Below are 18,803 nucleotides of genomic sequence, written 5' to 3'. Positions count from 1 at the left end.
AGTTTGTCACCCCAGATGTGAGGTTAGGGGCTGCATTTCCAGAAATTCGGTATCAAAAGTGACGAGATATTGAATCCTGCTGGAAAATTTCAGTCCTAGGGATGGGGCGTATTTTGGGTCATCCAGACTCCCCGGTGATGTGCTGATCGCAGCGATCAGCACATCCCTCTTGGGACGATGGGGAGAGTGCTTGTGGTGTGGGATATACGGTGTCAGATGTGGGGGAGATTTTGACAATCTAGATCCTGTCAATCGGTTTTTCGGGCTGAATGGGACTGGGCGGCGGGCGGGGACTCTTTCGATATTGGCGATCGCCTTGAGCTTCACCTCGCATTTGGGATGTTAGCCCTGGGCTGCTGCAATTTCTCGAATGAGTGGGGTGCGAGACCGAATATAATGGCTCACAAGTTCAACGTCTTCAGCGGCTAGGGAACATTGTTCACTGAGGCGGGCTAAAAGCCATTGAACAAGACTCGAATCGTCCTGATTTAGGATGGTCGTGGATTGAGCATTTTCAACCAAAGACCAGAGCTGTCGAAGCATTGCAGGAGTCATATGGACCTACCATTTGAGTGCAATAGGGGTATTATGCCATAGGCATTCCGGAGCTAGCGGTCAGAATGGTTACATTCTTTAATCTTTTCTTTAGATTCTCTAACTCTCTTCCTCACCCTAACGGATTTAGACATTCCCTGTGGGGTTTGTATCAATGCCGATACATCTTTTAATTCAGCCTCCTTTTGTCCTCAATTGCATTCATAAAATGACGCAGAACTTAATGTTAAAACGACTCAGTCTCTTTCTCGTTGGCATGATGGGAAGCGGCAAAAGCACGGTGGGCCGACTGTTGTCTCGTCAGATTAATTACCGTTTTTTCGATACGGATGTTTTGATTGAGCAGGTGACGAATCAGACGGTTTCTGACCTGTTTGCGACGGCGGGAGAAGGGTATTTCCGCACGCTGGAAACCCAGGTTTTGGAGCAGGTCTGTGCCTATAACCAAAGTGTGATTGCGACGGGTGGGGGGGCGGTGCTGGCCTCGAAAAACTGGGGCTATCTGCGGGAGGGGTTGGTGATCTGGCTTGATCCGCCGCTGGAGGTGATTGCGGCCCGTTTAGACCAGAGCCAGGATAGGAGTCGTCCGCTGTTGGGGGGGCAGGATCGGCTGTCGCAGTTGACAACGTTGCACGCGGCGCGGTGCGATCGCTACGCCCAAGCGGATCTGCATATTCAACCCCCACCGGAGGATTCACCAGAGGCGATCGCCACAACTATCCTCGCCGCCATTCCCACGGTGATCAAACCGCCCCAAACCCCAGTCCAAGAGTGAGAGAATCTTGACATCACTTTGACTTTCCTGGATGCCTTGCGTAAAATGACTCCTCGGTCAAAATCCTCGTGGGGGAAAAATCATGGGTCGCGCAGATAAAGTTATCCTTGCCTACTCTGGAGGTGTAGATACCTCTGTTTGTATTCCATACCTGAAAGAAGAATGGGGCGTGAAAGAAGTGATCACCCTCGCTGCTGATCTCGGTCAAGGCGATGAACTTGGCCCCATTCAACAAAAGGCGTTGGACTCTGGTGCGTCGGAGTCGCTCGTCATTGATGGTAAAGAACGATTTGTGACGGACTACGCCTTTCCGTCAATTCAAGCTAATGCTCTCTATGAAAGTCGCTACCCGCTCTCCACGGCCTTAGCTCGGCCCATGATCGCCAAAATGCTAGTGGAAGCGGCGGAAAAATATGGCGCGGATGCGGTGGCCCACGGCTGCACAGGGAAAGGGAATGATCAAGTTCGGTTTGATGTGGGCATTGCAGCCCTGAATCCGTCCTTGAAGGTGCTCGCTCCGGCGCGGGAATGGGGCATGAGCCGGGAAGAAACGATCGCCTACGGGGAAAAGTTCGGCATTCCCTCCCCGGTGAAAAAATCCTCGCCCTTCAGCATCGATCGCAACCTCCTCGGCCGCAGCATCGAAGCGGGCCCCCTCGAAGATCCGATGGTGGAACCCCCGGAAGAAATTTTTGCGATGACGCAGGCGATCGCAGATACCCCCAACGAGCCAGACTATGTAGAAATTGGCTTTGAGCAAGGCATTCCCGTCAGTCTCGACGGTCGCGCCCTTGGCCCCATCGCACTGATCACCGAACTGAATGATCGCGTCGGGGGCCACGGCATCGGCCGGATTGACATGGTCGAAAACCGAGTCGTCGGGATCAAGTCACGGGAAATCTATGAAGCACCCGCCCTGTTGGTGTTGATCCAAGCTCACCGCGACCTCGAAAGCCTGACCCTAACGGCAGATGTCACCCAATACAAGCAAACCATCGAACAGACCTACACCAACTTGGTCTATCAAGGTCTGTGGTACAGCCCCTTAAAAACAGCCCTTGATGCCTTTGTGAAACAAACCCAGGAGCGAGTTTCTGGGGTGGTGCGGGTCAAACTGTTCAAGGGCAGTGCCAGTATTGTGGGTCGTCGTTCCGACCTCTCGATCTACTCGCCGGATCTAGCCACCTACACCGCCGATGATCAATTCGATCACAAGGCTGCCGAAGGGTTTATTTACATCTGGGGCCTGCCGACTCGCGTTTGGGCTGAAAAGACCCGCTAAGGAATTTTCGCCCCTCAAAACGCAGGCATCAGTCTTCCGGATGTTGGTTCTGTTCAACCCGGTTCCACACCGGAAGATTTTCCATTTTTGGGTAAACAAGTCGGAAAACCTCACCTTTGGGGTCAATTCCCCCTGACCGGCCCTCGATACAATAGGGGGGCGCTGCAATTTTTGTGGCAGTTGTCCGAGGATACGAGGAACATACATGAACGGCAATATTCGCGTTGGTCAGTTATTTGGCATTCCCTTTTTTATCAACCCCTCTTGGTTTTTGATTTTAGCCTTGGGAACATTCTGGTTTGGGCAAGAGTTTGCTCTTTCTCTACCGCAATTTAATGGCTTTGCCTCGCTGCTCTTGGGGCTGGTGACGGTGCTGCTCCTGTTTGCGTCTGTCTTAGCCCACGAATTGGGTCATAGTCTGGTGGCTATGTCCCAAGGGATTACGGTTAAGTCGATCACCCTCTTTATTTTTGGTGGGTTAGCTCTCCTCGAAAAAGATGCGGAAAAGCCTTGGCAATCGTTGGCGATCGCGATCGCTGGTCCCCTCGTCAGTATTGCCCTGTTTATTCTCTTTGCCGGCATTGGCAGCGCGAACATTGGCCTTCCCCTGCCGGTGCTGGCTGTCCTGTCGTTCCTCGCCCCCATTAATTTAGTCCTAGCCCTGTTTAACCTCATCCCTGGCTTGCCCTTGGACGGGGGGAATATCCTCCGGGCGATCATTTGGAAAATCACCGGCAACCCCAACAAAGGCCTGCTCTATGCCAGCCGTGTGGGTCAAGTGTTTGGTTGGTTAGCCGTGGTGATCGGGATTCTCGCAGTCCTCGGCATTAGTCCCATCGGGAGCTTGTGGACGACCTTCATCGGCTTATTCTTACTGCAAAACGCCGGGATGTCCGCCCAATCTGCCCAGGTGCAGGACAAGTTAGACCACCTCACGGCTCAGGATGCGATCGCCCCCCACAGCCCCGTCGCTCCAGTGAGCATGAACGTTCGGGAATTCGTCAACAACTACATCATCGGTCAACCCCAACACTCACAATTCATCCTCACCAATGCCGACGGCAAACTACTCGGAACCCTCAACCCCGAAAGCCTCAAAACCATCCCCACCTCCCTCTGGACTGAAACCGATCTCAGCACCCTCCTCAACACCGAAACCCTACCCCTCACAATTCCCGCCCATCAATCCCTCCTAACCGTCGTTAAACAACTGGAAAAACAACCTAACACCACCTTCGTCGTCGTTGATGAGCAAAATAGCGTCCTCGGACTTCTAGAAAAAGCATCCATCATTAACCTTCTGTCCAAAGAAAAAAGCGATGACGCGCCCACCCTCCCCCCCGAACAACCCCTCGCATCTACCGAAGCCGAAGGGTAAACCGTGGCACTGGATACTAACCCGCTGAACCTTGGCCCCATCGAGACCCGTGAGCGGTCTCCCTCGGTAACCCTGAGCCTTGGGCAGGAACAGCGGGAAACCCCAACCCTAGGAACGATCAACGCCCTGGCGCAGAGTTGTCCCCAATGGATGTCGTACATTGTCATCACGAGCCAAATTTATGCTGATGGCAAAATATAGTGATCGTAATAGCGATCGTAGGGTGATCAACCCTCCGACAGAATGAGTCCCCCTCCCCTGTCCTGGCAATCGGCCGATTGCCGTCATCCTCTGACTAATCTCACCCCAAGCCATGCTACAAATTACTCAATCAGAGGTTAATATAGGTTCAATTCATGGCGAGATCATGCGAAAGCTAAGCCAGTTTAGACCCAAACCTATACCACAGGCAGGTCAATCTGCGGGGTGTCATTCTAGGCGACGAATTTCCAATACCTCTCTGTATTGGTTCTCCGCTATCCATCCCTTGAACGGTTAATCTAATAATGCGAGCCATTCATCCCACTGCGCTACAACCCACGTCTAAAGTTGGACGAAAACAAACCCCCAGAACCGTCGGTCTGAGCTACCAATCGGTTTTCATCATGCTCCTGATCAGCCTGACGTTGCTCGGCGGTATTGGTTCGCGGCTGGCATACCTCCAACTGGTAGAAGGCGAACGCAACAAAGAACTTGCCGAAAATAACCGCATTCGCGTTGTGCCCCGTCAACCCGTTCGCGGCACAATTTTTGATCGCAAAGGCCGAATTTTAGCCAGTAGCCGCCTCACCCATTCGGCCTACATCTGGCCGCTGGCCCAAAAATACGAAACCTGGGATCTCACCGTGCAGCGGTTGTCCCAAATCTTAAACCTCCCGGAAGCTGAAATTCGTGATCCCGTTGAAGCGGCGGGCTACAACTCTCCCACCCGAATTCGGGTCGGTCGAGACCTGACCCCTGAGCAAATTACAGCGATTCAAGAATATAGCGGTGATCTCCAAGGGGTTGATGTAGATATTGAGCATGTTCGGGACTATCCCAATCAAAAGTTAGCTTCCCACGTCTTGGGCTATACTGGCGAACTCAATGCCGAAGAGCTGAAAGAACGAGCACCCCGTGGCTATCGGTTAGGGGATATTGTGGGGCAAATGGGTGTGGAAGAAGCCCTCGAAGATGAACTACGGGGGGAATGGGGCGGCCAACAGGTGGAAGTAGATGGATCGGGGCAGGCCGTTCAAATTTTGGGACAAAAACCGGCGAAAGCAGGCCGTGATGTTCAACTCACCCTTGACCTTGATTTGCAAAGGGCGGCGGAGGCGGCTCTGGGTAAGCGTAAGGGTGCGATCGTGGCGATAGACCCACAAGATGGGGCCGTTTTGGCCATGGCCAGTTATCCCACCTTTGACCCTAATATTTTCTCCGGGCGGATCACAGAAGAACAATGGGCCGAACTCCAAGGGGAAGGAAATCCCTTCGTGAATCGGACGTTGCGGGGTTTCCCTCCGGCTTCGACGTTTAAGGTGGTGACTGCTACGGCGGGGATGGAGTCGGGAAAATATCCGCCGGATACGGTGTTGCCGACGTTTGCTTATCTGCGGGTCGGGGGAACGGCGTTCGGGGAATGGAACCGGGCTGGATTTGGCCCCATGGGCTATGTGCGGGCGATGGCTTGGAGTAGCAATACGTTCCATGGTCAGATTGGCCGGGGTGTGGGCGGGCCGGTGTTAATTGATTGGGCGCGTCGTTATGGGTTTGGTAAACCGACGGGGATTGAATTGAAATCGGAGACGGCGGGGCTGATTGCCGATGATGCCTGGAAGCGGGAACAGTTTGACTGGGAATGGACGGCCGGGGATACGGTGAATATGTCGATTGGTCAAGGGTTTACCCAGGCGACACCGCTGCAAGTGGCGGTGATGTTTGCGGTTCCGGCGAATGGGGGCTATCGGGTCACACCGCATTTGTTCCAAGATCCGGATCAGCCGCCGAAGCCGACTACGTCTATGGAGTTGAAGCCGACGACGCTGCAAGTGCTGCGCGAAGGTTTGCGGTCGGTGGTGACAGCGGGGACAGGGAATGCGTTGAATATTCCGACGGTTCCCTCTGCTGCGGGGAAGAGTGGTACGGCGGAAGCGCCGCCGGGTGAGTCCCATGCTTGGTTTGGTGGGTTTGCGCCCTATGAGAATCCGGAGATTGTGGTGGTGGCCTTTGCGGAGCATTCGGGCGGCGGCGGTGGTAAGGTGGCCGGGCCGATGGTGGCGAAGGTGATGGAGGCCTATTTCCAAACGAAGGGGAAGTAGTTGGGAGTGATGAGCCGTTCTGATTCGCGTCCTTGGCGGGTGTCGTGGCAGGGTCTGTTTGCGGCGTTGATGTTTTTTTATATGTATTTGCCGATCGCAGTTTTGGCGGTCTATAGCGTCAATGAGTCGGCCTATAGTGCGGGTTGGACGGGGTTTTCTTGGCGCTGGTATCGGAAGCTGTTTCAGGATGGGCGGATTGTGCGGGCGTTGGAGAATAGCCTGATGGTGGCGATCGCATCCGTGGCGATCGCGGCTATTTTTGGGACGCTGATGGCGTTGGGCTTGGCGAAGTATCGCTTTTGGGGCAAGTCGCTCTATCGGGGGGTGGCCTATTTGCCGCTGATTGTGCCGGATATTGCGATCGCTGTCTCTACCCTCATTTTTCTGGCGGTGTTGGGGATTCAACTCAGCCTCTGGACGATTGTGGCGGCCCATGTGGTGTTTTGCCTGTCCTACGTGGCGATCGTTGTCTCCTCCCGTTTAACGACCCTTGACCCCCATCTCGAAGAAGCCGCGTTAGATCTGGGCGCGACTCCCCTTGAAGCCTTTTTTAAAGTGCTGTTACCGGAACTCGCCCCCGCTATTCTCGCGGGTTGCTTGCTCTCGTTTATCCTCAGCATGGATGATTTCTTGATCGCGAGCTTCACAGCGGGAACGGGAGCAACGACCCTGCCGATGGAGATTTTTAGTCGGATTCGCACCGGGGTTAAACCTGATATTAATGCCCTCAGTGTGCTGCTGATTTTGGCATCGGGAGCGGTGGCCTGCGGGGCGGAATATCTACGGTTTAAAGGAAATCAGCGGCACAACTCCTAAGGATTTGCGCCATCCTGCGATGTCCGGCGGCGCGTCTCGTTACGATGAACAATGCAGACGTGAGTTGATGTAACGGTATGACACCCCATTTTTTTGAGCAGTGGTCGCGATCGCCCCTCCCGCAAACCGCGAAAGCCCTGTGGCAATTTTCCCGCCCCCATACGATTATTGGCACGAGTTTAAGTGTGTTGGCCCTAGCCGCGATCGCGCTAGCTCAATCTCCGACGGCAGCGGTATCGCCGTTAACGGTGGCGATCGCCTGGGTAGCTTGTCTCGGCGGCAATATTTACATCGTCGGCTTAAACCAACTCGAAGACATCGAGATTGATCGGATTAATAAACCCCATCTGCCCCTGGCCGCTGGTGTTTTTTCCCCCGCCCAAGGTCGAGGCATTGTGATCACGGCGGGGATTGGGGCGATCGCCCTTGCCCTCACCCATCCTTGGCTCCTGTTCACCGTGGGCATTAGTTTGATCATCGGCACGGCCTATTCCTTGCCCCCGATTCGCCTCAAACGCTTTTCCCTCTGGGCAGCCCTGTGCATTCTCACGGTGCGGGGGGGGGTGGTGAATGTGGGGCTGTATCGCTATTTTCAAGGTGCAACGGGAGGCATTCCGGGGCCGGTGTGGGTGCTGACGGGGTTTATTCTCTGGTTTACGATCGCGATTGCCCTATTTAAAGATGTGCCGGATCTAGACGGCGATCGCCAATATCGCATCCAAACCGTGACGATTTTGCTCGGCAAACGGGCGGTGTTTCGGATCTGCTGCGGGTTAATTGTCGCTTGTTATGGGGCGATGATCGGGGTGGGACTGCTGGGGATACCGGGGATCAATGGAGCGGTGATGATCGCCACCCATACCGCCCTCGCCATTGCCCTGCTCTGGCGCAGTCGCGGGGTGGATCTTGCCCAAAAGCCCGAAATCGCCCGCTTTTATCAATTCATTTGGCTGCTGTTTTTCCTGGAATACTTGCTGTTTCCCCTGGCCTGTTGGTGGGCCTAGGGATGATCGAACTCTCGCTGTGGTCTCTAGCGAGCGAGACGCTCGCACTCCCTAAACTTTAGGATCGTTCTGGCGATCAATCCAAAATAATCAACGAACCGCGATCGCTGTCCAACTCCACCCGCACGCCCACGGGTAACGCCGCATTCCCGGATACATGACCAAAGGGCAGATTGGCAACAATCGGGATCTTGAGATCGGCGAGGCGATCGCGCAACATCTCCAGCACCGGCCAAGTCCCCGGATTGCCCGCACAATCCGTAAACTGCCCCAACGCAATCCCCCGCACGCCCTGCAACGCCCCGCTCAACCGCCACTGGGTAATCATCCGATCCAAACGATAGGGGGCTTCCGTCACATCCTCCCAGGCCAAAATCACCCCCTCTAGGTCGGGTTGAACCGGGGTACACAGGAGATTCGTCGCCACGGCTAAATTCGCGGGCAATAACGTCCCGATCGCCACCCCATTTCCCCAGCCCTCCCCCTGCAATGGCCCCAAGGGCCGCCCCTCCACACAATCAATCAACCGCTGCACCGACCAATCCGGCTCTTTCCCTAAAGAGGTCAACACGGGCCCATGCACCGCCCCCAATCTACGCCGCGCCAAACTCCACAACAGCCCCGTAATATCCGAAAACCCGATCAGCCACTTATGCCCCTTGGGCCACTGCCACTCTTCTAACAGTCTGGCGCTGCCGTAGCCACCCCGAATACAGAGCACGCCTTGATAGTCTGGGTTTTCCCAGGCCTGGCGGAGGGCCTCGCGGCGCTGGGCATCGTCGCCCGCGAGATAGCTATAGCGACTATCCCAATGGGGCCCCAGATCCACCCGATAGCCCCGCGCCTGCCAGAGGGCCAGACCATCCTGAAGCCGAGCGATTTCGTTGAGTGCGCCGCTGGGGGCGATCGCACAGAGGCGATCGCCCGGTTGGAGCGGCGGCGGAAAGCGAAACGGAGCAGAGTCAACCATGATCCCTAGGTCTTTGAAAACAAGTCAGTAGAATAGAAACATCGTTGCACTTTTTGGTCTCATGCAGAAAACCCTGATCGCCACTGGCCTCATCTCCACCCTGTTCGCCGCTCCTCTGCTGGCGGAAAACCTCAACCACACCAGCCAACTGCTGGCGACTGGGAATTGTGTGCAATGTGATCTAAGTCGGGCTGGGTTGGTATTGGCGGATCTCGAAGGGGCAGATTTGCGGGGGGCAGATTTACGGTTTGCCAACCTCAGCCAAGCGAACTTGGCCGGAGCGGACTTAACCGGGGCGGATCTCAGTGGTGCATCACTCCACAGTGCGAATCTGTTGGGGGCGACCCTGTTGGGGGCAAATTTGGCGGGGGCGGATTTGCGGCAGGCCTATTTGGTGAATACGAATCTTTGGGGAACGCGGTTAGATTTAGCCTGGACGGAAGGGGCGATCGGGTTGCCGCGCACCCTAGAGACAGCGGAACAGTACTACGCATTGGGAATCGTGGCAGCGAATCAACGTAACTATGTCGATGCGATCGCCAACTACAACCAAGCCCTGAATTTAAAACAAGACTTCGCCCCTGCCTATCTTGGTCGTGCCCTCGTCCGTCTCCGCCTCACCGATGAAGCCGGCGCGATTCAAGATGCCCAAATCGCAGCAGCCTTATTTGAACGTCAAGAGGACGAAGGTGGCCAAGCGATCGCCACAGGGTTAATCGAGGAAGTGAATAAACGCCAAGGTTCCGGCGGCGGCAATGGGTTAGGCATTCAACTCTTAAACCTGTTAGGGGGCTTTGGTTCGCTGTTGCGGTTTTTACTGTAATCAGCGTCAAACAACTCAAATTCACAAGGTATCGGGATCGATGCCCAACTCCCTTAATTTGGCAAACGCTTTATCTAATTTGGCAAACGCTTTATCCCGTTCATTGGCTAATTCGGTGAAGGTTTTAAACGGTTCACCATTGGGATAAAACACCGCCAAACCATCCTCGAACAGTTCAAACTGAATCTGCAACAGTGGCGAAACCCAGGGCAAATTCAGAACGAGTACCGGGGTGAAGCCCGCCTCTACGTGGTCGCGAGTCAGTCCCCAAAAATCGTAGGAATCGGGGTCATAAAAATACATTTCCAACACACCATGCTGGGCATAGAAATGTTGTTTAGCCACCATCTCGGTGGCGGTATTGCTGGGTGAGATGATCTCAAAGACCACTTGGGGGGCAATATCATCCTCTTCCCATTGTTTGTAACTGCCTCTGTCTCCAGCGGGACGACCCAAGACCACCATGGCATCGGGAGCTTGACCGGACGGCGTTTTACCCCCTTTAGCCTGGACGGGATACCAGAGCAGATCGCCAGCCACAAAGGCGGTTTGATCTTGCAGTAGGCATTTGAGATTTTCCACAAGACGTACAATCCATTGATACTGCTTGGTATTGTCTGCCATGGGTTTGCCGTCGGAGTCGGGATATTGGGTGTTGGGTTGAGAAGGTGCTTGTACCACGGGCGATCACAATATCGATGGTTTCATTATGACGCAACGAAAATGGAGGTGTTTGGCTTTTTCTCCTGCGATCGCACCCCCACAACAACAATCCCCACAAAAAAACAATACAGACCGACTGGATCTGTATTGCGGTTGAAGCTAGATGTGAGAAAAATCCTGTGAAACCGGGGCTGAGGGAGCGACTCGCCCGCCTCAGCATCCTACGGCATGACTATTGCACCGGGGCAACAAAGTCATCATCTAAGGTGAGGTTCAAGTTGGTTTCCGGTTCCACCACCAGGAGATCCACACTGTTACGACCGAGGAAGTTTTGGATCAGGGTCAATACTGCACCGGCTCCCGCTCCGATCAGCAGTTCTTCGGTGGCGATCGCCCGGTCTCCGGTGACGGCAGCGATCGCAGCAGCAGCAGCCGTCCCTAACGCCGCATTTTTCAGCAGATCCCCGGTATTCGTACCCCGGCGTACCGTTTCGGTTTTGGTGATCGGGCTAGAGGTCGCAGCAAAGGGTCGCGTCGAACCATCCGGATAGGTCAACTCCTGAGCCACAAACTGGGTCGCATCATCCCCAGCGGGGCGCAGTTCACCTTTCACCTGACTGCCCGCCGGAATCAACACGCTGCCATCTTGGGTGGTGATATTCGTCCGCACTGCGAACGTAACGGGCAGGGTTTCATCAGGCATCAAGAGGATTTTGTCCTTCATGTAGCTGACGGGGATCGTCGTCCCGGCGGGAATACGGTATTCCGTTGCGATCGGGGTGGCATTGGCAATATAGGGCGAATTAATCGCTGCCACTCGGCCTTCACTCACCATGGCTTGATAGAGGAACGCAGCAACTTCGGCGCGGGTCGCATTGCGGGTCGGATTCAACCGGTTGAGGGTGGGATAGTTCACCACCATCCGTTCTTCCGTTGCCGCCGCCACTGCTGACTGGGCAAAGTTAGAAATCGAGCCGTTGTCCACGTAGTAATTGAGCACTTGGTTGACCGGGGCATTCGAGCTATAGTTCAACCCGTTGGCGAGGGAAACGAGGACTTGTTCGCGGGGAATGTTTTGCTCAGGACGGAAAATATTACCGGGATAACCAGAGAGGAACCCCATTTCGTAGGATGTCCGAATCGAACCGGCGGCCCAATGGCTGCTGGGTACATCAGCAAAATTGATGGCGTTGCGAATCTTCGTTTTGTTGTACACCGCTTGCACCATGGAGGAATATTGCGCCCGGGTCACCGGTGCATCGGGGCGGAAGGTGCCATCGGGAAAACCGGCTAATACATTTTGAGCCACCAACGCATTGATGTAGTCTTTCGCCCAGTGGGTGCTGGGGACATCGGGGAAGCGGGTGGCTTGGGCCAAGGCGGGGGCAGCGGAGGAGGCAATCATCGGGGCGACGAAAATGGGTGCGATCGCCGTTGCATTCATCCCCAAGGTCATGATCAAGGCGGTCGTGGCTTGCCAGCGTTTGAAGTTAATCATTTATGGAATCTCCTATAAATTGCAGAGTGAGGTCAGTGGTTGTGAGTGCAAAGAGTGAATCAACCGTTGTGCTGGTTTTTCTGCTCTTGTTGTAAGTTATGACCAATGGAGTTCCTGTTAAGTTTCTGGGGTTAGTCCAGTTGATGATCTGGCTACGGAACAATAAACGCATTGTACGCCCTAATGGTGTTATTAATTGCGACTAAAACTATTGTCAGACAAGAGATTGCGGATTTTGATGCACAATCGCATTAGCCATTTTTAGAATTGTCACACACCCCTAATCCAAAAAGACTTGATCCGAAATTCCTGTGCATTTGGGGTGTTTGGCATCACTTTAAATCGTCATGATTGATTGAATCGAACTATGCTTAAACAGTGATGCATGGAATACGATCGCGATTCCATTCCTAACGGGACGCGATCGCTACAGGTCATCTGGGTTAATCCCCAGTTCTCGCAATTTGGCCGCCAAGCGATCGCGTTCCTGGGCAAACTCCGCCAAGGTCTTGAACGGTTCACCATCGGGATAAAACACGGCTAACCCATCCTCGAACAGTTCAAAACGAATCTGGAGCAGCGGCGACACCCAGGGCATATTCAGCGGCATCACCGGTTCAAGTTTATCGTCCACCGTGCCCCGCACCAACCCCCAGAACGTCTCCGACTGCGGATTGTAAAAATACAGTTCCAACACCCCATGTTCGATGTAAAAGGCCTGCTTGGCCGTCATTTCCGCCGCACTATTACTCGGTGAAATAATTTCAAACACCACCTGGGGCGCGATATTCTCTTCGTCCCATTGCTTGTAACTGCCTCGACAGTGATCCGGGCGACCGATGACCACCATCGCGTCCGGCGCTTGGGCAAGGGGAGTCTCACCGGGTTGCGCCTGGACTGGATACCACAGCAAATCTCCCGCAACAAAGGCATTTTGACCGGCTAACATCCGTTTGAGGTTTTCCACCAAGCGGACAATCCATTGGTATTGCAGGGTATTTTCGGCCATGGGTTTACCGTCAGAGTCGGGATAGCGGGTTGAGGCCTCAAAGGGAATCTGAACCATGATGCAACGTGGGCAGAGGATGTTGTTATTGTAGTCAATGGCTGAGAGGGGGCGATGGTGCGATCGCAAACCCCCACAGCAGGTTCGTGCCATGGGGGTTTTGTGAAAAAGAGGGGAAATTTAGTTAGGGATCAACCCAGCGATCGTCAGATTTAATCAGGTTAATCAGTTCTTCAACACCTTGATCTTCGGGGACTTTCTTGATTTCATCCCGCCCACGATACAGGGAAATGAAACCCGGTTGTTTCCCCACATAGCCATAGTCCGCATCGGCCATCTCGCCGGGGCCGTTGACAATGCAGCCCATCACCGCAATGTCTAAACCAGTCAGGTGTTTCGTGGCTTCCCGGACTTTATGAAGCACGTCTTCGAGGTTGAATAATGTCCGCCCACAGGAGGGGCAGGCCACATATTCCACCATGGTTTTGCGCAAGCCGAGGGCTTGGAGGATGCTGTAGCAGACGGGAATTTCTTTTTCCGGGGCTTCGGTGAGGGAGACGCGGATCGTGTCGCCGATGCCTTCGGCCAACAATGTCCCAATGCCAGCGGTGGATTTGATCCGCCCGTATTCCCCATCTCCGGCTTCGGTCACGCCCAAATGGAGGGGGTAGTCCATTCCGAGGGCATCCATGCGCTGACACATGAGGCGATAGGCGGCCAACATCACCGGCACGCGGGAGGCCTTGAGGGAAATCACCAGATTATAAAAATCGAGGGATTCACAGATGCGGATAAATTCGAGGGCAGATTCCACCATACCTTCGGGGGTGTCGCCGTAGGTGAAGAGCATCCGCTCGGAGAGGGAGCCATGATTAACGCCAATGCGCATCGATTTGCCTTGGTCGCGGAGGGAGACGACGAGGGGTTCGAGGGTGGCGCGGATTTTCGCCCCGATGTCATCAAATTCGGCTTGGCTGTATTCGGTGCGATCGCTGCTCGGCTTCTCGAATACATACAGCCCAGGGTTAATCCGGACTTTATCCACATGCTTCGCCACTTCGAGGGCAATTTTCATGCCGTTGTGGTGAACATCCGCTACTAGGGGTACGGGTTGGTAGGTGGCGGCTAATTTCGCTTTGATCTCGGCGAGGGCTTTGGCATGGGCGAGGCTGGGAACCGTGACCCGCACGATTTCACAGCCGATCTCATGGAGGCGGCGGATGGCGGCGACAGAGCCTTCAATATCGAGGGTGTCTTCGTTGATCATCGATTGCACCACCACCGGATGGCCGCCGCCGATGGTGATCGATCCCACGGGAACCGGGCGCGTTTTGCGGCGGTGAATCGTGGGATCAGTGAGGGCGATCGCAGAATTGACAGGTACGTCTAGGGTTTGCATCGGATTTGTACTCAGACATTAACAGGACTAGGTTCTAACCCCAACGCCTGCATCAAGCGCGGGGTATCAAAATGGGCGTGGATCAACTCTTGGATGCACTGGACTTTAATCGGTTCTTGGAGGCGGACTTGGCCAAAACTTTGGTCGGCAATTTCCACCGTTGTTAAGGTATCGAGATCCACCGATAGAATCGGAATCTCTAAATCTTCCGCCCGACTGAGGATAAAGTCTTGGGGGGCAGAATGCCCCGTCAGGATCAGGCAATTGGTGGAAGTCTCCAGGGCCGCAAGCTGCAATTCACTGCGATCGCCCCCCGTCACCACCGCCATATTGCGCCCCTTCCGGAAATACTCCAGGGCAGAATTCACATTCATCGCCCCAATCGTCAAACTCTCAACCATGAGATCCAACCGATCCGGACGGCACAGCACTTTGGCCTCTAACTTGGTCGCCAACTCTCGCACACTCACACTGCGGAGCAACCCATTGCGGGGCAGTTGCGCAAACACCGGAATCCCTTGCCGCTCCAGATAGGGGGCCACCTGTTCCGCCACCACCGCCGCATCAGACTCCGGAATATCATTGATCACAACCCCCATTAGGTGATCCCCCAGGGCCTCTTGCACATCCAACAGTTCATCAATCAACGTCACCGGATGATACAACGCCGTCATCAACACCGGCAGATCCAACTGAGCCGCCATCTGCACCAACGACAAATTCAGCAGTCGCCCCTCCGACAAACTGCCCGGCCCTTCTAGAAGTACCAAATCGCCAGCAATATCATCCACATAGCTCGACAGGGAATGCATCACATTCGTCACCTCACTCGTCGGCTGCAAATATTGAGTGAAGCTCGCTGCATTGAGGGTCAGTAACGGCGCTTTCGTCTGAGCCGGTGATAGCGCTAACTGTTCAGTGATAAATTGCACATCCGCATCCGTCGGCGCGATCGCCTCCGTGTTGAGATACGTTCCCAAGGGCTTGCCATAGCCGATTTGAATCCCTTGCTGATTCAGTTGATGGGCAAGTCCGAGAATAACCGCCGATTTGCCACTATGGGCCATCGTTGAACCGATCAACAGATGCTTATTGTGTTTGGCCTGTGCCACCCCTCACTCCTTCCTTATAACTGAAATAACTGAACTCAATGAATACTTTATAGGGTATCGATCTGGATGATTCGGTTTATGATGAGCCATCCATTTGTAATAATTTGCGATAGAACGCACGGGAGAAATCCGTATGTTTCGTGCGTTGGTAGTTCATGATCACCCCGATCAGATGATCCACAAACTCGGAATTCTGCATATCCACTTCGTAGCTGAGTTCCGCATTGCCATCAAACTGCAACCGACACCGGGTCGATTCCGCCGGCAGTTTCGAGACAAACCAGGTCGCCACAAAGGGAATGCTTTCCCCCCCCTCAATCATCCGCTCTCCCTCAAGGGAACCATTTTGGTAAATGCCGATCGCTTTCGGCAGCATTTTGCGCTTTTGGCCTTGAAAGTAAGGAACGTAGACCATTGCATCCTGTTTTGAAGCCGATTGAATTCCTTCTATCGACATAGCGCACGCCCCCTTTTATACAAACAACAGAACCGAACCATAGTTTGACACGCATTCCAGTAACAGGGTGACAGAGCCTTCAAACTCACGATGCTAGCACCCGATATTTTGCGACAATCCATCACCCTGAGCAGGGACGATGGAGATCGAAGCACCCATATCATACCAAGCTGCCTCATGGGATGCTATCCCCTCAAGTTAGGATCTAGGGGTGGGGAACTGGCACAGTGGGCGGAAGTCTGGCTCATCGCTGTCAAATGCTACGGTGTGAGTGATGGGGGGGGGCAACCGGTGTGCCCGCTGTGGTGGCTAGAGTTCGCCGCGAATTTCTTGGACAATGCCATCGCGAACCACGACTTCAACCTGGAGTTTTTTCACAAGGTTGTCGCCCACGGCTACGGTACAAGTGCCGTCAATCTGACCTTGGGCTACTTCTTGCTCCATTTCCACTTTTTCAAGTTGGTCAAGTTGCTGAAGCAGTTGGTTTTTGCGTTGTTGCAGTTCGTTTTTCTTTTGGTTGACTTGGTTTTGAATCGCTTCAATTTGCTGGAGTGCTTGGGGATTGGTTAAGGCCACACCCTGTTTTTGCACTTCTGCGATCGCCCGTTGCCCCTGCATATCGATGTCTTGCAGTTGTTGATCCAGTTGTGTGGTTTGGGTTTGCAGTTGTTGGGTGACTTCCTCTTTCCAGCGCGGGGTAACAATCACCTTCAAGACAACAGGGCGCTTAATGGTTAATTCGGTGGCCATGACTAAAATGGGTTCCTCTGAGTGGCAGTATAAAGCGGTGGATAAATTATGAAAACATCCCGTCAATCATAGCGTGATACCGATCGGTTACTACCGAGCGACGGACTTTCAGGGTTTGGGTGAGTAAACCATTTTCAATGGAGAAGGGTGCGAGAATCAAGCGAAAAACGGCGATTTGGTCATCGCGCCGGTAGCCGGGCCGATTTTTGATCCGCTGCTTCAGTTCGGTTTGAAAGAGGCGATGGATGGCGGGATCATCGAGGTCTTGGCGATCGCTCGCGCCCAATTCCGGCAAGGTCAGGCTTAACCCCTGTTCCGTCACCCACTGCTGCAAGGCATCGAGATTCGGCACGATCAACGCCCCTAGGATCTTTTGATCCTGACCCACGACCATGATTTGATCAATGTAGGGGCTTTGGACACAGACATCTTCGAGGGGTTGGGGTTCAATGTTTTCGCCGTTGCTGAGGACAATCGTATCTTTAGCACGTCCGGTGAGGACGAGATTACCGCCGTGGGTGAGCATTCCTAAATCGCCGCTGTCAAACCAACCCTCTGGGTCAATGGCTTTGGCGGTGGCTTCGGGTTTTTTATAATAGCCCTGCATGACTTGGGGGCCGCGAATCAACACGAGACCCTGTTCACCGTCGGGGAGCTAATCCTGTAGGGGTTTGGAGACAGCCTGAGCCCCCTGCTTAACAAAGAAAAAACGTTCAATCGCAATAGCCAGGACTTTGACCCCTGGCAGTGGTTGCCTTCGAGAAGGAGCAAAGCCCACTAACTTCGTCAACGCCAGCGTAGCCTGTCGCAGGGAGTCAACAGCTTGGCCCGAGAGCTGATGCAACAACCTGAGTTCATCGGCATCAAAAAGCGTCTGAGCCGACTGTTCAGGGTCTTGACGCAAGGCATAAGTCAACCCGAGAAGCCGCCAAGCGACCACCGAGTAAAAAGTTAAGGCATTGACCAAGGTATGCACATCGTCAAATTGGAGCCGCTCCACATTTAACGCCCCAGACTTGAGAGTGAAGTGAAGCCGTTCAATGCGCCAACGCAGAGCATAGAAACGGAGGATGCGTTGGACATCCGCTGCCGTTGCCACCGGTAGACTGGTGAGCAAAGACCAGCACAGACTGTTGTCAGCGTCGAAGCAGTCCACCTGCGTTTTCCCATCGACACAAGCGACCTCGGTAGCCATAACCAGCGTAAGGGGCTGCGTCTTGTGGCGAGCGGGGCTCAAATCTTGACGCGGGTAGATGTAAACGGTTGCCGCCTGCAACTGCAAGGTCACGTCTACCGTTCGTCCCTTGCCCTCATACAGCCGCTCAATCTGCACTGAATACTGCCCGTAGTCGTCGAGCTGCTCAGCGACATCCGGCAATGGACAGACCGTTCCGGCGGCAGCCACTTCGACGCGGCGGGGTTGACACACCCGCACCAGCAAATCCACATTGGGCTCACGCTCAGCTTTGAAGAACTCGAAAATATCCCCTTCTCGGTCACAGGTGACCACCCACCGTCGGTTTGACCCTTGGGCTTGTTGGTTGACCGCAACCAAGCCCTTGAACCACTTTTGAGATTCTTTTTGCGGCGACGGCCAATCTATCGCCCCCCCTCGCGTCCAGTACTGTTGATGGATTAGTCCTAGGGGCTGCCCCTCCTGCTCCATGAGCAACACATTGTGCTGCATCAGTCCCCGCACCTTACCCTGGATTCTCCCCAATCCCGACATCTGCGTCTGACCTGAGTAGTTGTAGTACGTTGTGTCCTGAGCCGCGATGAGATACTCACTCTCACTGGCTTGGACTCGGGCTTGGGTGGATGCCACGTGACCGGACAACATCGTTGCACTGTTCATGTCCTTGCGGGCAAACAAACCGGCCACTGTTTGCCTAAAGCTGTTGCCCATACAACTCGAAAAGGACAAGTTGGGTTTTTCGTAGGCACGTTCATAGGCTTGGTTCAGACTTTTTTTACCTGGGGGCGGAAGGCGTTGAGTTGGCTAAACTCTGACATCT

17 protein-coding genes and 1 pseudogene are annotated in these 18,803 nt (G+C 54.1%); 8 read left to right on the top strand and 10 right to left on the bottom strand.

The window, feature by feature from the left end:
- Nucleotides 1-754: 754 nt before the first annotated feature.
- From SPI6313_RS17600 to SPI6313_RS17575, 7 genes are all read left to right on the top strand, one after another.
- Nucleotides 755-1,330 carry a shikimate kinase gene (locus SPI6313_RS17600; protein WP_425443129.1) on the top strand — a complete coding sequence of 192 codons (576 nt, stop codon included), beginning with the start codon at nt 755-757 and terminating at the stop codon, nt 1,328-1,330.
- 82 nt (nt 1,331-1,412) lie between these two features.
- Complete coding sequence (locus SPI6313_RS17595; RefSeq protein ID WP_072622166.1) at nt 1,413-2,612, top strand: argininosuccinate synthase; 1,200 nt, start codon at nt 1,413-1,415, stop codon at nt 2,610-2,612.
- Nucleotides 2,613-2,817: 205 nt separating this feature from the next.
- Complete coding sequence (locus SPI6313_RS17590) at nt 2,818-3,990, top strand: site-2 protease family protein (RefSeq protein WP_072622165.1); 1,173 nt, start codon at nt 2,818-2,820, stop codon at nt 3,988-3,990.
- A gap of 3 nt (nt 3,991-3,993) precedes the next feature.
- Nucleotides 3,994-4,191, top strand: coding sequence for a hypothetical protein (locus SPI6313_RS23070; RefSeq protein WP_139276690.1), 198 nt, complete (start codon nt 3,994-3,996; stop codon nt 4,189-4,191).
- Nucleotides 4,192-4,496: 305 nt separating this feature from the next.
- Nucleotides 4,497-6,290, top strand: a complete 1,794-nt coding sequence (gene mrdA / locus SPI6313_RS17585) for a penicillin-binding protein 2 (RefSeq protein WP_072622164.1) — start codon at nt 4,497-4,499, stop codon at nt 6,288-6,290.
- 9 nt (nt 6,291-6,299) lie between these two features.
- Nucleotides 6,300-7,106, top strand: a complete 807-nt coding sequence (locus SPI6313_RS17580; RefSeq protein WP_072622163.1) for an ABC transporter permease — start codon at nt 6,300-6,302, stop codon at nt 7,104-7,106.
- Nucleotides 7,107-7,183: 77 nt separating this feature from the next.
- Nucleotides 7,184-8,110, top strand: coding sequence for a homogentisate phytyltransferase (locus SPI6313_RS17575; protein ID WP_072622162.1), 927 nt, complete (start codon nt 7,184-7,186; stop codon nt 8,108-8,110).
- Nucleotides 8,111-8,186: 76 nt separating this feature from the next.
- Here the strand turns inward: SPI6313_RS17575 and SPI6313_RS17570 are convergent, their stop codons facing one another.
- Entirely contained in the window at nt 8,187-9,080 is an 894-nt protein-coding gene (locus tag SPI6313_RS17570; protein WP_072622161.1) for a S66 peptidase family protein, read from the bottom strand.
- Nucleotides 9,081-9,141: 61 nt separating this feature from the next.
- Between SPI6313_RS17570 and SPI6313_RS17565 the strand changes: the two genes are divergently transcribed.
- Nucleotides 9,142-9,903, top strand: a complete 762-nt coding sequence (locus SPI6313_RS17565; protein WP_072622160.1) for a pentapeptide repeat-containing protein — start codon at nt 9,142-9,144, stop codon at nt 9,901-9,903.
- A 21-nt stretch (nt 9,904-9,924) separates the two neighbouring features.
- On the opposite strand, the gene SPI6313_RS17560 is transcribed toward SPI6313_RS17565, so the two are convergent.
- The 9 genes and pseudogenes from SPI6313_RS17560 to SPI6313_RS17520 all read right to left on the bottom strand — a co-directional run bounded on the left by SPI6313_RS17560 (nt 9,925) and on the right by SPI6313_RS17520 (nt 18,694).
- Nucleotides 9,925-10,584 (bottom strand): Uma2 family endonuclease, encoded by a 660-nt coding sequence (locus tag SPI6313_RS17560; protein WP_072622159.1) that lies wholly within the window; start codon nt 10,582-10,584, stop codon nt 9,925-9,927.
- Nucleotides 10,585-10,798: 214 nt separating this feature from the next.
- A complete protein-coding gene (locus SPI6313_RS17555; protein WP_072622158.1) occupies nt 10,799-12,064 on the bottom strand; it encodes an S-layer homology domain-containing protein in 1,266 nt (421 codons plus the stop codon).
- Nucleotides 12,065-12,491: 427 nt separating this feature from the next.
- A complete protein-coding gene (locus SPI6313_RS17550; protein ID WP_139276785.1) occupies nt 12,492-13,130 on the bottom strand; it encodes a Uma2 family endonuclease in 639 nt (212 codons plus the stop codon).
- A gap of 124 nt (nt 13,131-13,254) precedes the next feature.
- Complete coding sequence (ispG, locus tag SPI6313_RS17545) at nt 13,255-14,469, bottom strand: (E)-4-hydroxy-3-methylbut-2-enyl-diphosphate synthase (RefSeq protein ID WP_072622157.1); 1,215 nt, start codon at nt 14,467-14,469, stop codon at nt 13,255-13,257.
- An 11-nt stretch (nt 14,470-14,480) separates the two neighbouring features.
- Complete coding sequence (locus SPI6313_RS17540) at nt 14,481-15,581, bottom strand: phosphotransacetylase family protein (RefSeq protein WP_072622156.1); 1,101 nt, start codon at nt 15,579-15,581, stop codon at nt 14,481-14,483.
- A 76-nt stretch (nt 15,582-15,657) separates the two neighbouring features.
- A complete protein-coding gene (ebsA, locus tag SPI6313_RS17535; RefSeq protein WP_072622155.1) occupies nt 15,658-16,038 on the bottom strand; it encodes a type IV pilus biogenesis protein EbsA in 381 nt (126 codons plus the stop codon).
- Nucleotides 16,039-16,347: 309 nt separating this feature from the next.
- On the bottom strand, nt 16,348-16,788 hold the full coding sequence (locus tag SPI6313_RS17530) for a YlqD family protein (protein WP_072622154.1): 441 nt from the start codon (nt 16,786-16,788) through the stop codon (nt 16,348-16,350).
- Between the two features lie 46 nt (nt 16,789-16,834).
- A pseudogene (locus SPI6313_RS17525) lies at nt 16,835-17,443 on the bottom strand (acyl-CoA synthetase family protein); the annotation flags it as partial.
- Nucleotides 17,444-18,694 (bottom strand): IS4 family transposase, encoded by a 1,251-nt coding sequence (locus SPI6313_RS17520; RefSeq protein WP_072619200.1) that lies wholly within the window; start codon nt 18,692-18,694, stop codon nt 17,444-17,446.
- Between the last annotated feature and the right edge of the window lie 109 nt (nt 18,695-18,803).

Source organism: Spirulina major PCC 6313, from assembly GCF_001890765.1.
Taxonomy (GTDB): domain Bacteria; phylum Cyanobacteriota; class Cyanobacteriia; order Cyanobacteriales; family Spirulinaceae; genus Spirulina; species Spirulina major.
The sequence above is the reverse complement of the archived record's forward strand: the minus strand, read 5'-3'. Positions and strand labels throughout refer to the sequence as shown.

Excerpts from the sequence above, each read along its gene's own strand:
- SPI6313_RS17595 (WP_072622166.1), top strand. The coding sequence starts at position 1,413 with ATGGGTCGCGCAGATAAAGTTATCCTTGCCTACTCTGGAGGTGTAGAT.
- SPI6313_RS17590 (WP_072622165.1), top strand. The coding sequence starts at position 2,818 with ATGAACGGCAATATTCGCGTTGGTCAGTTATTTGGCATTCCCTTTTTT.
- mrdA (WP_072622164.1), top strand. The coding sequence starts at position 4,497 with ATGCGAGCCATTCATCCCACTGCGCTACAACCCACGTCTAAAGTTGGA.
- SPI6313_RS17580 (WP_072622163.1), top strand. The coding sequence starts at position 6,300 with ATGAGCCGTTCTGATTCGCGTCCTTGGCGGGTGTCGTGGCAGGGTCTG.
- SPI6313_RS17575 (WP_072622162.1), top strand. The coding sequence starts at position 7,184 with ATGACACCCCATTTTTTTGAGCAGTGGTCGCGATCGCCCCTCCCGCAA.
- SPI6313_RS17570 (WP_072622161.1), bottom strand. The coding sequence starts at position 9,080 with ATGGTTGACTCTGCTCCGTTTCGCTTTCCGCCGCCGCTCCAACCGGGC.
- SPI6313_RS17565 (WP_072622160.1), top strand. The coding sequence starts at position 9,142 with ATGCAGAAAACCCTGATCGCCACTGGCCTCATCTCCACCCTGTTCGCC.
- SPI6313_RS17555 (WP_072622158.1), bottom strand. The coding sequence starts at position 12,064 with ATGATTAACTTCAAACGCTGGCAAGCCACGACCGCCTTGATCATGACC.
- SPI6313_RS17550 (WP_139276785.1), bottom strand. The coding sequence starts at position 13,130 with ATGGTTCAGATTCCCTTTGAGGCCTCAACCCGCTATCCCGACTCTGAC.
- ispG (WP_072622157.1), bottom strand. The coding sequence starts at position 14,469 with ATGCAAACCCTAGACGTACCTGTCAATTCTGCGATCGCCCTCACTGAT.
- ebsA (WP_072622155.1), bottom strand. The coding sequence starts at position 16,038 with ATGTCGATAGAAGGAATTCAATCGGCTTCAAAACAGGATGCAATGGTC.
- SPI6313_RS17530 (WP_072622154.1), bottom strand. The coding sequence starts at position 16,788 with ATGGCCACCGAATTAACCATTAAGCGCCCTGTTGTCTTGAAGGTGATT.
- SPI6313_RS17520 (WP_072619200.1), bottom strand. The coding sequence starts at position 18,694 with ATGGGCAACAGCTTTAGGCAAACAGTGGCCGGTTTGTTTGCCCGCAAG.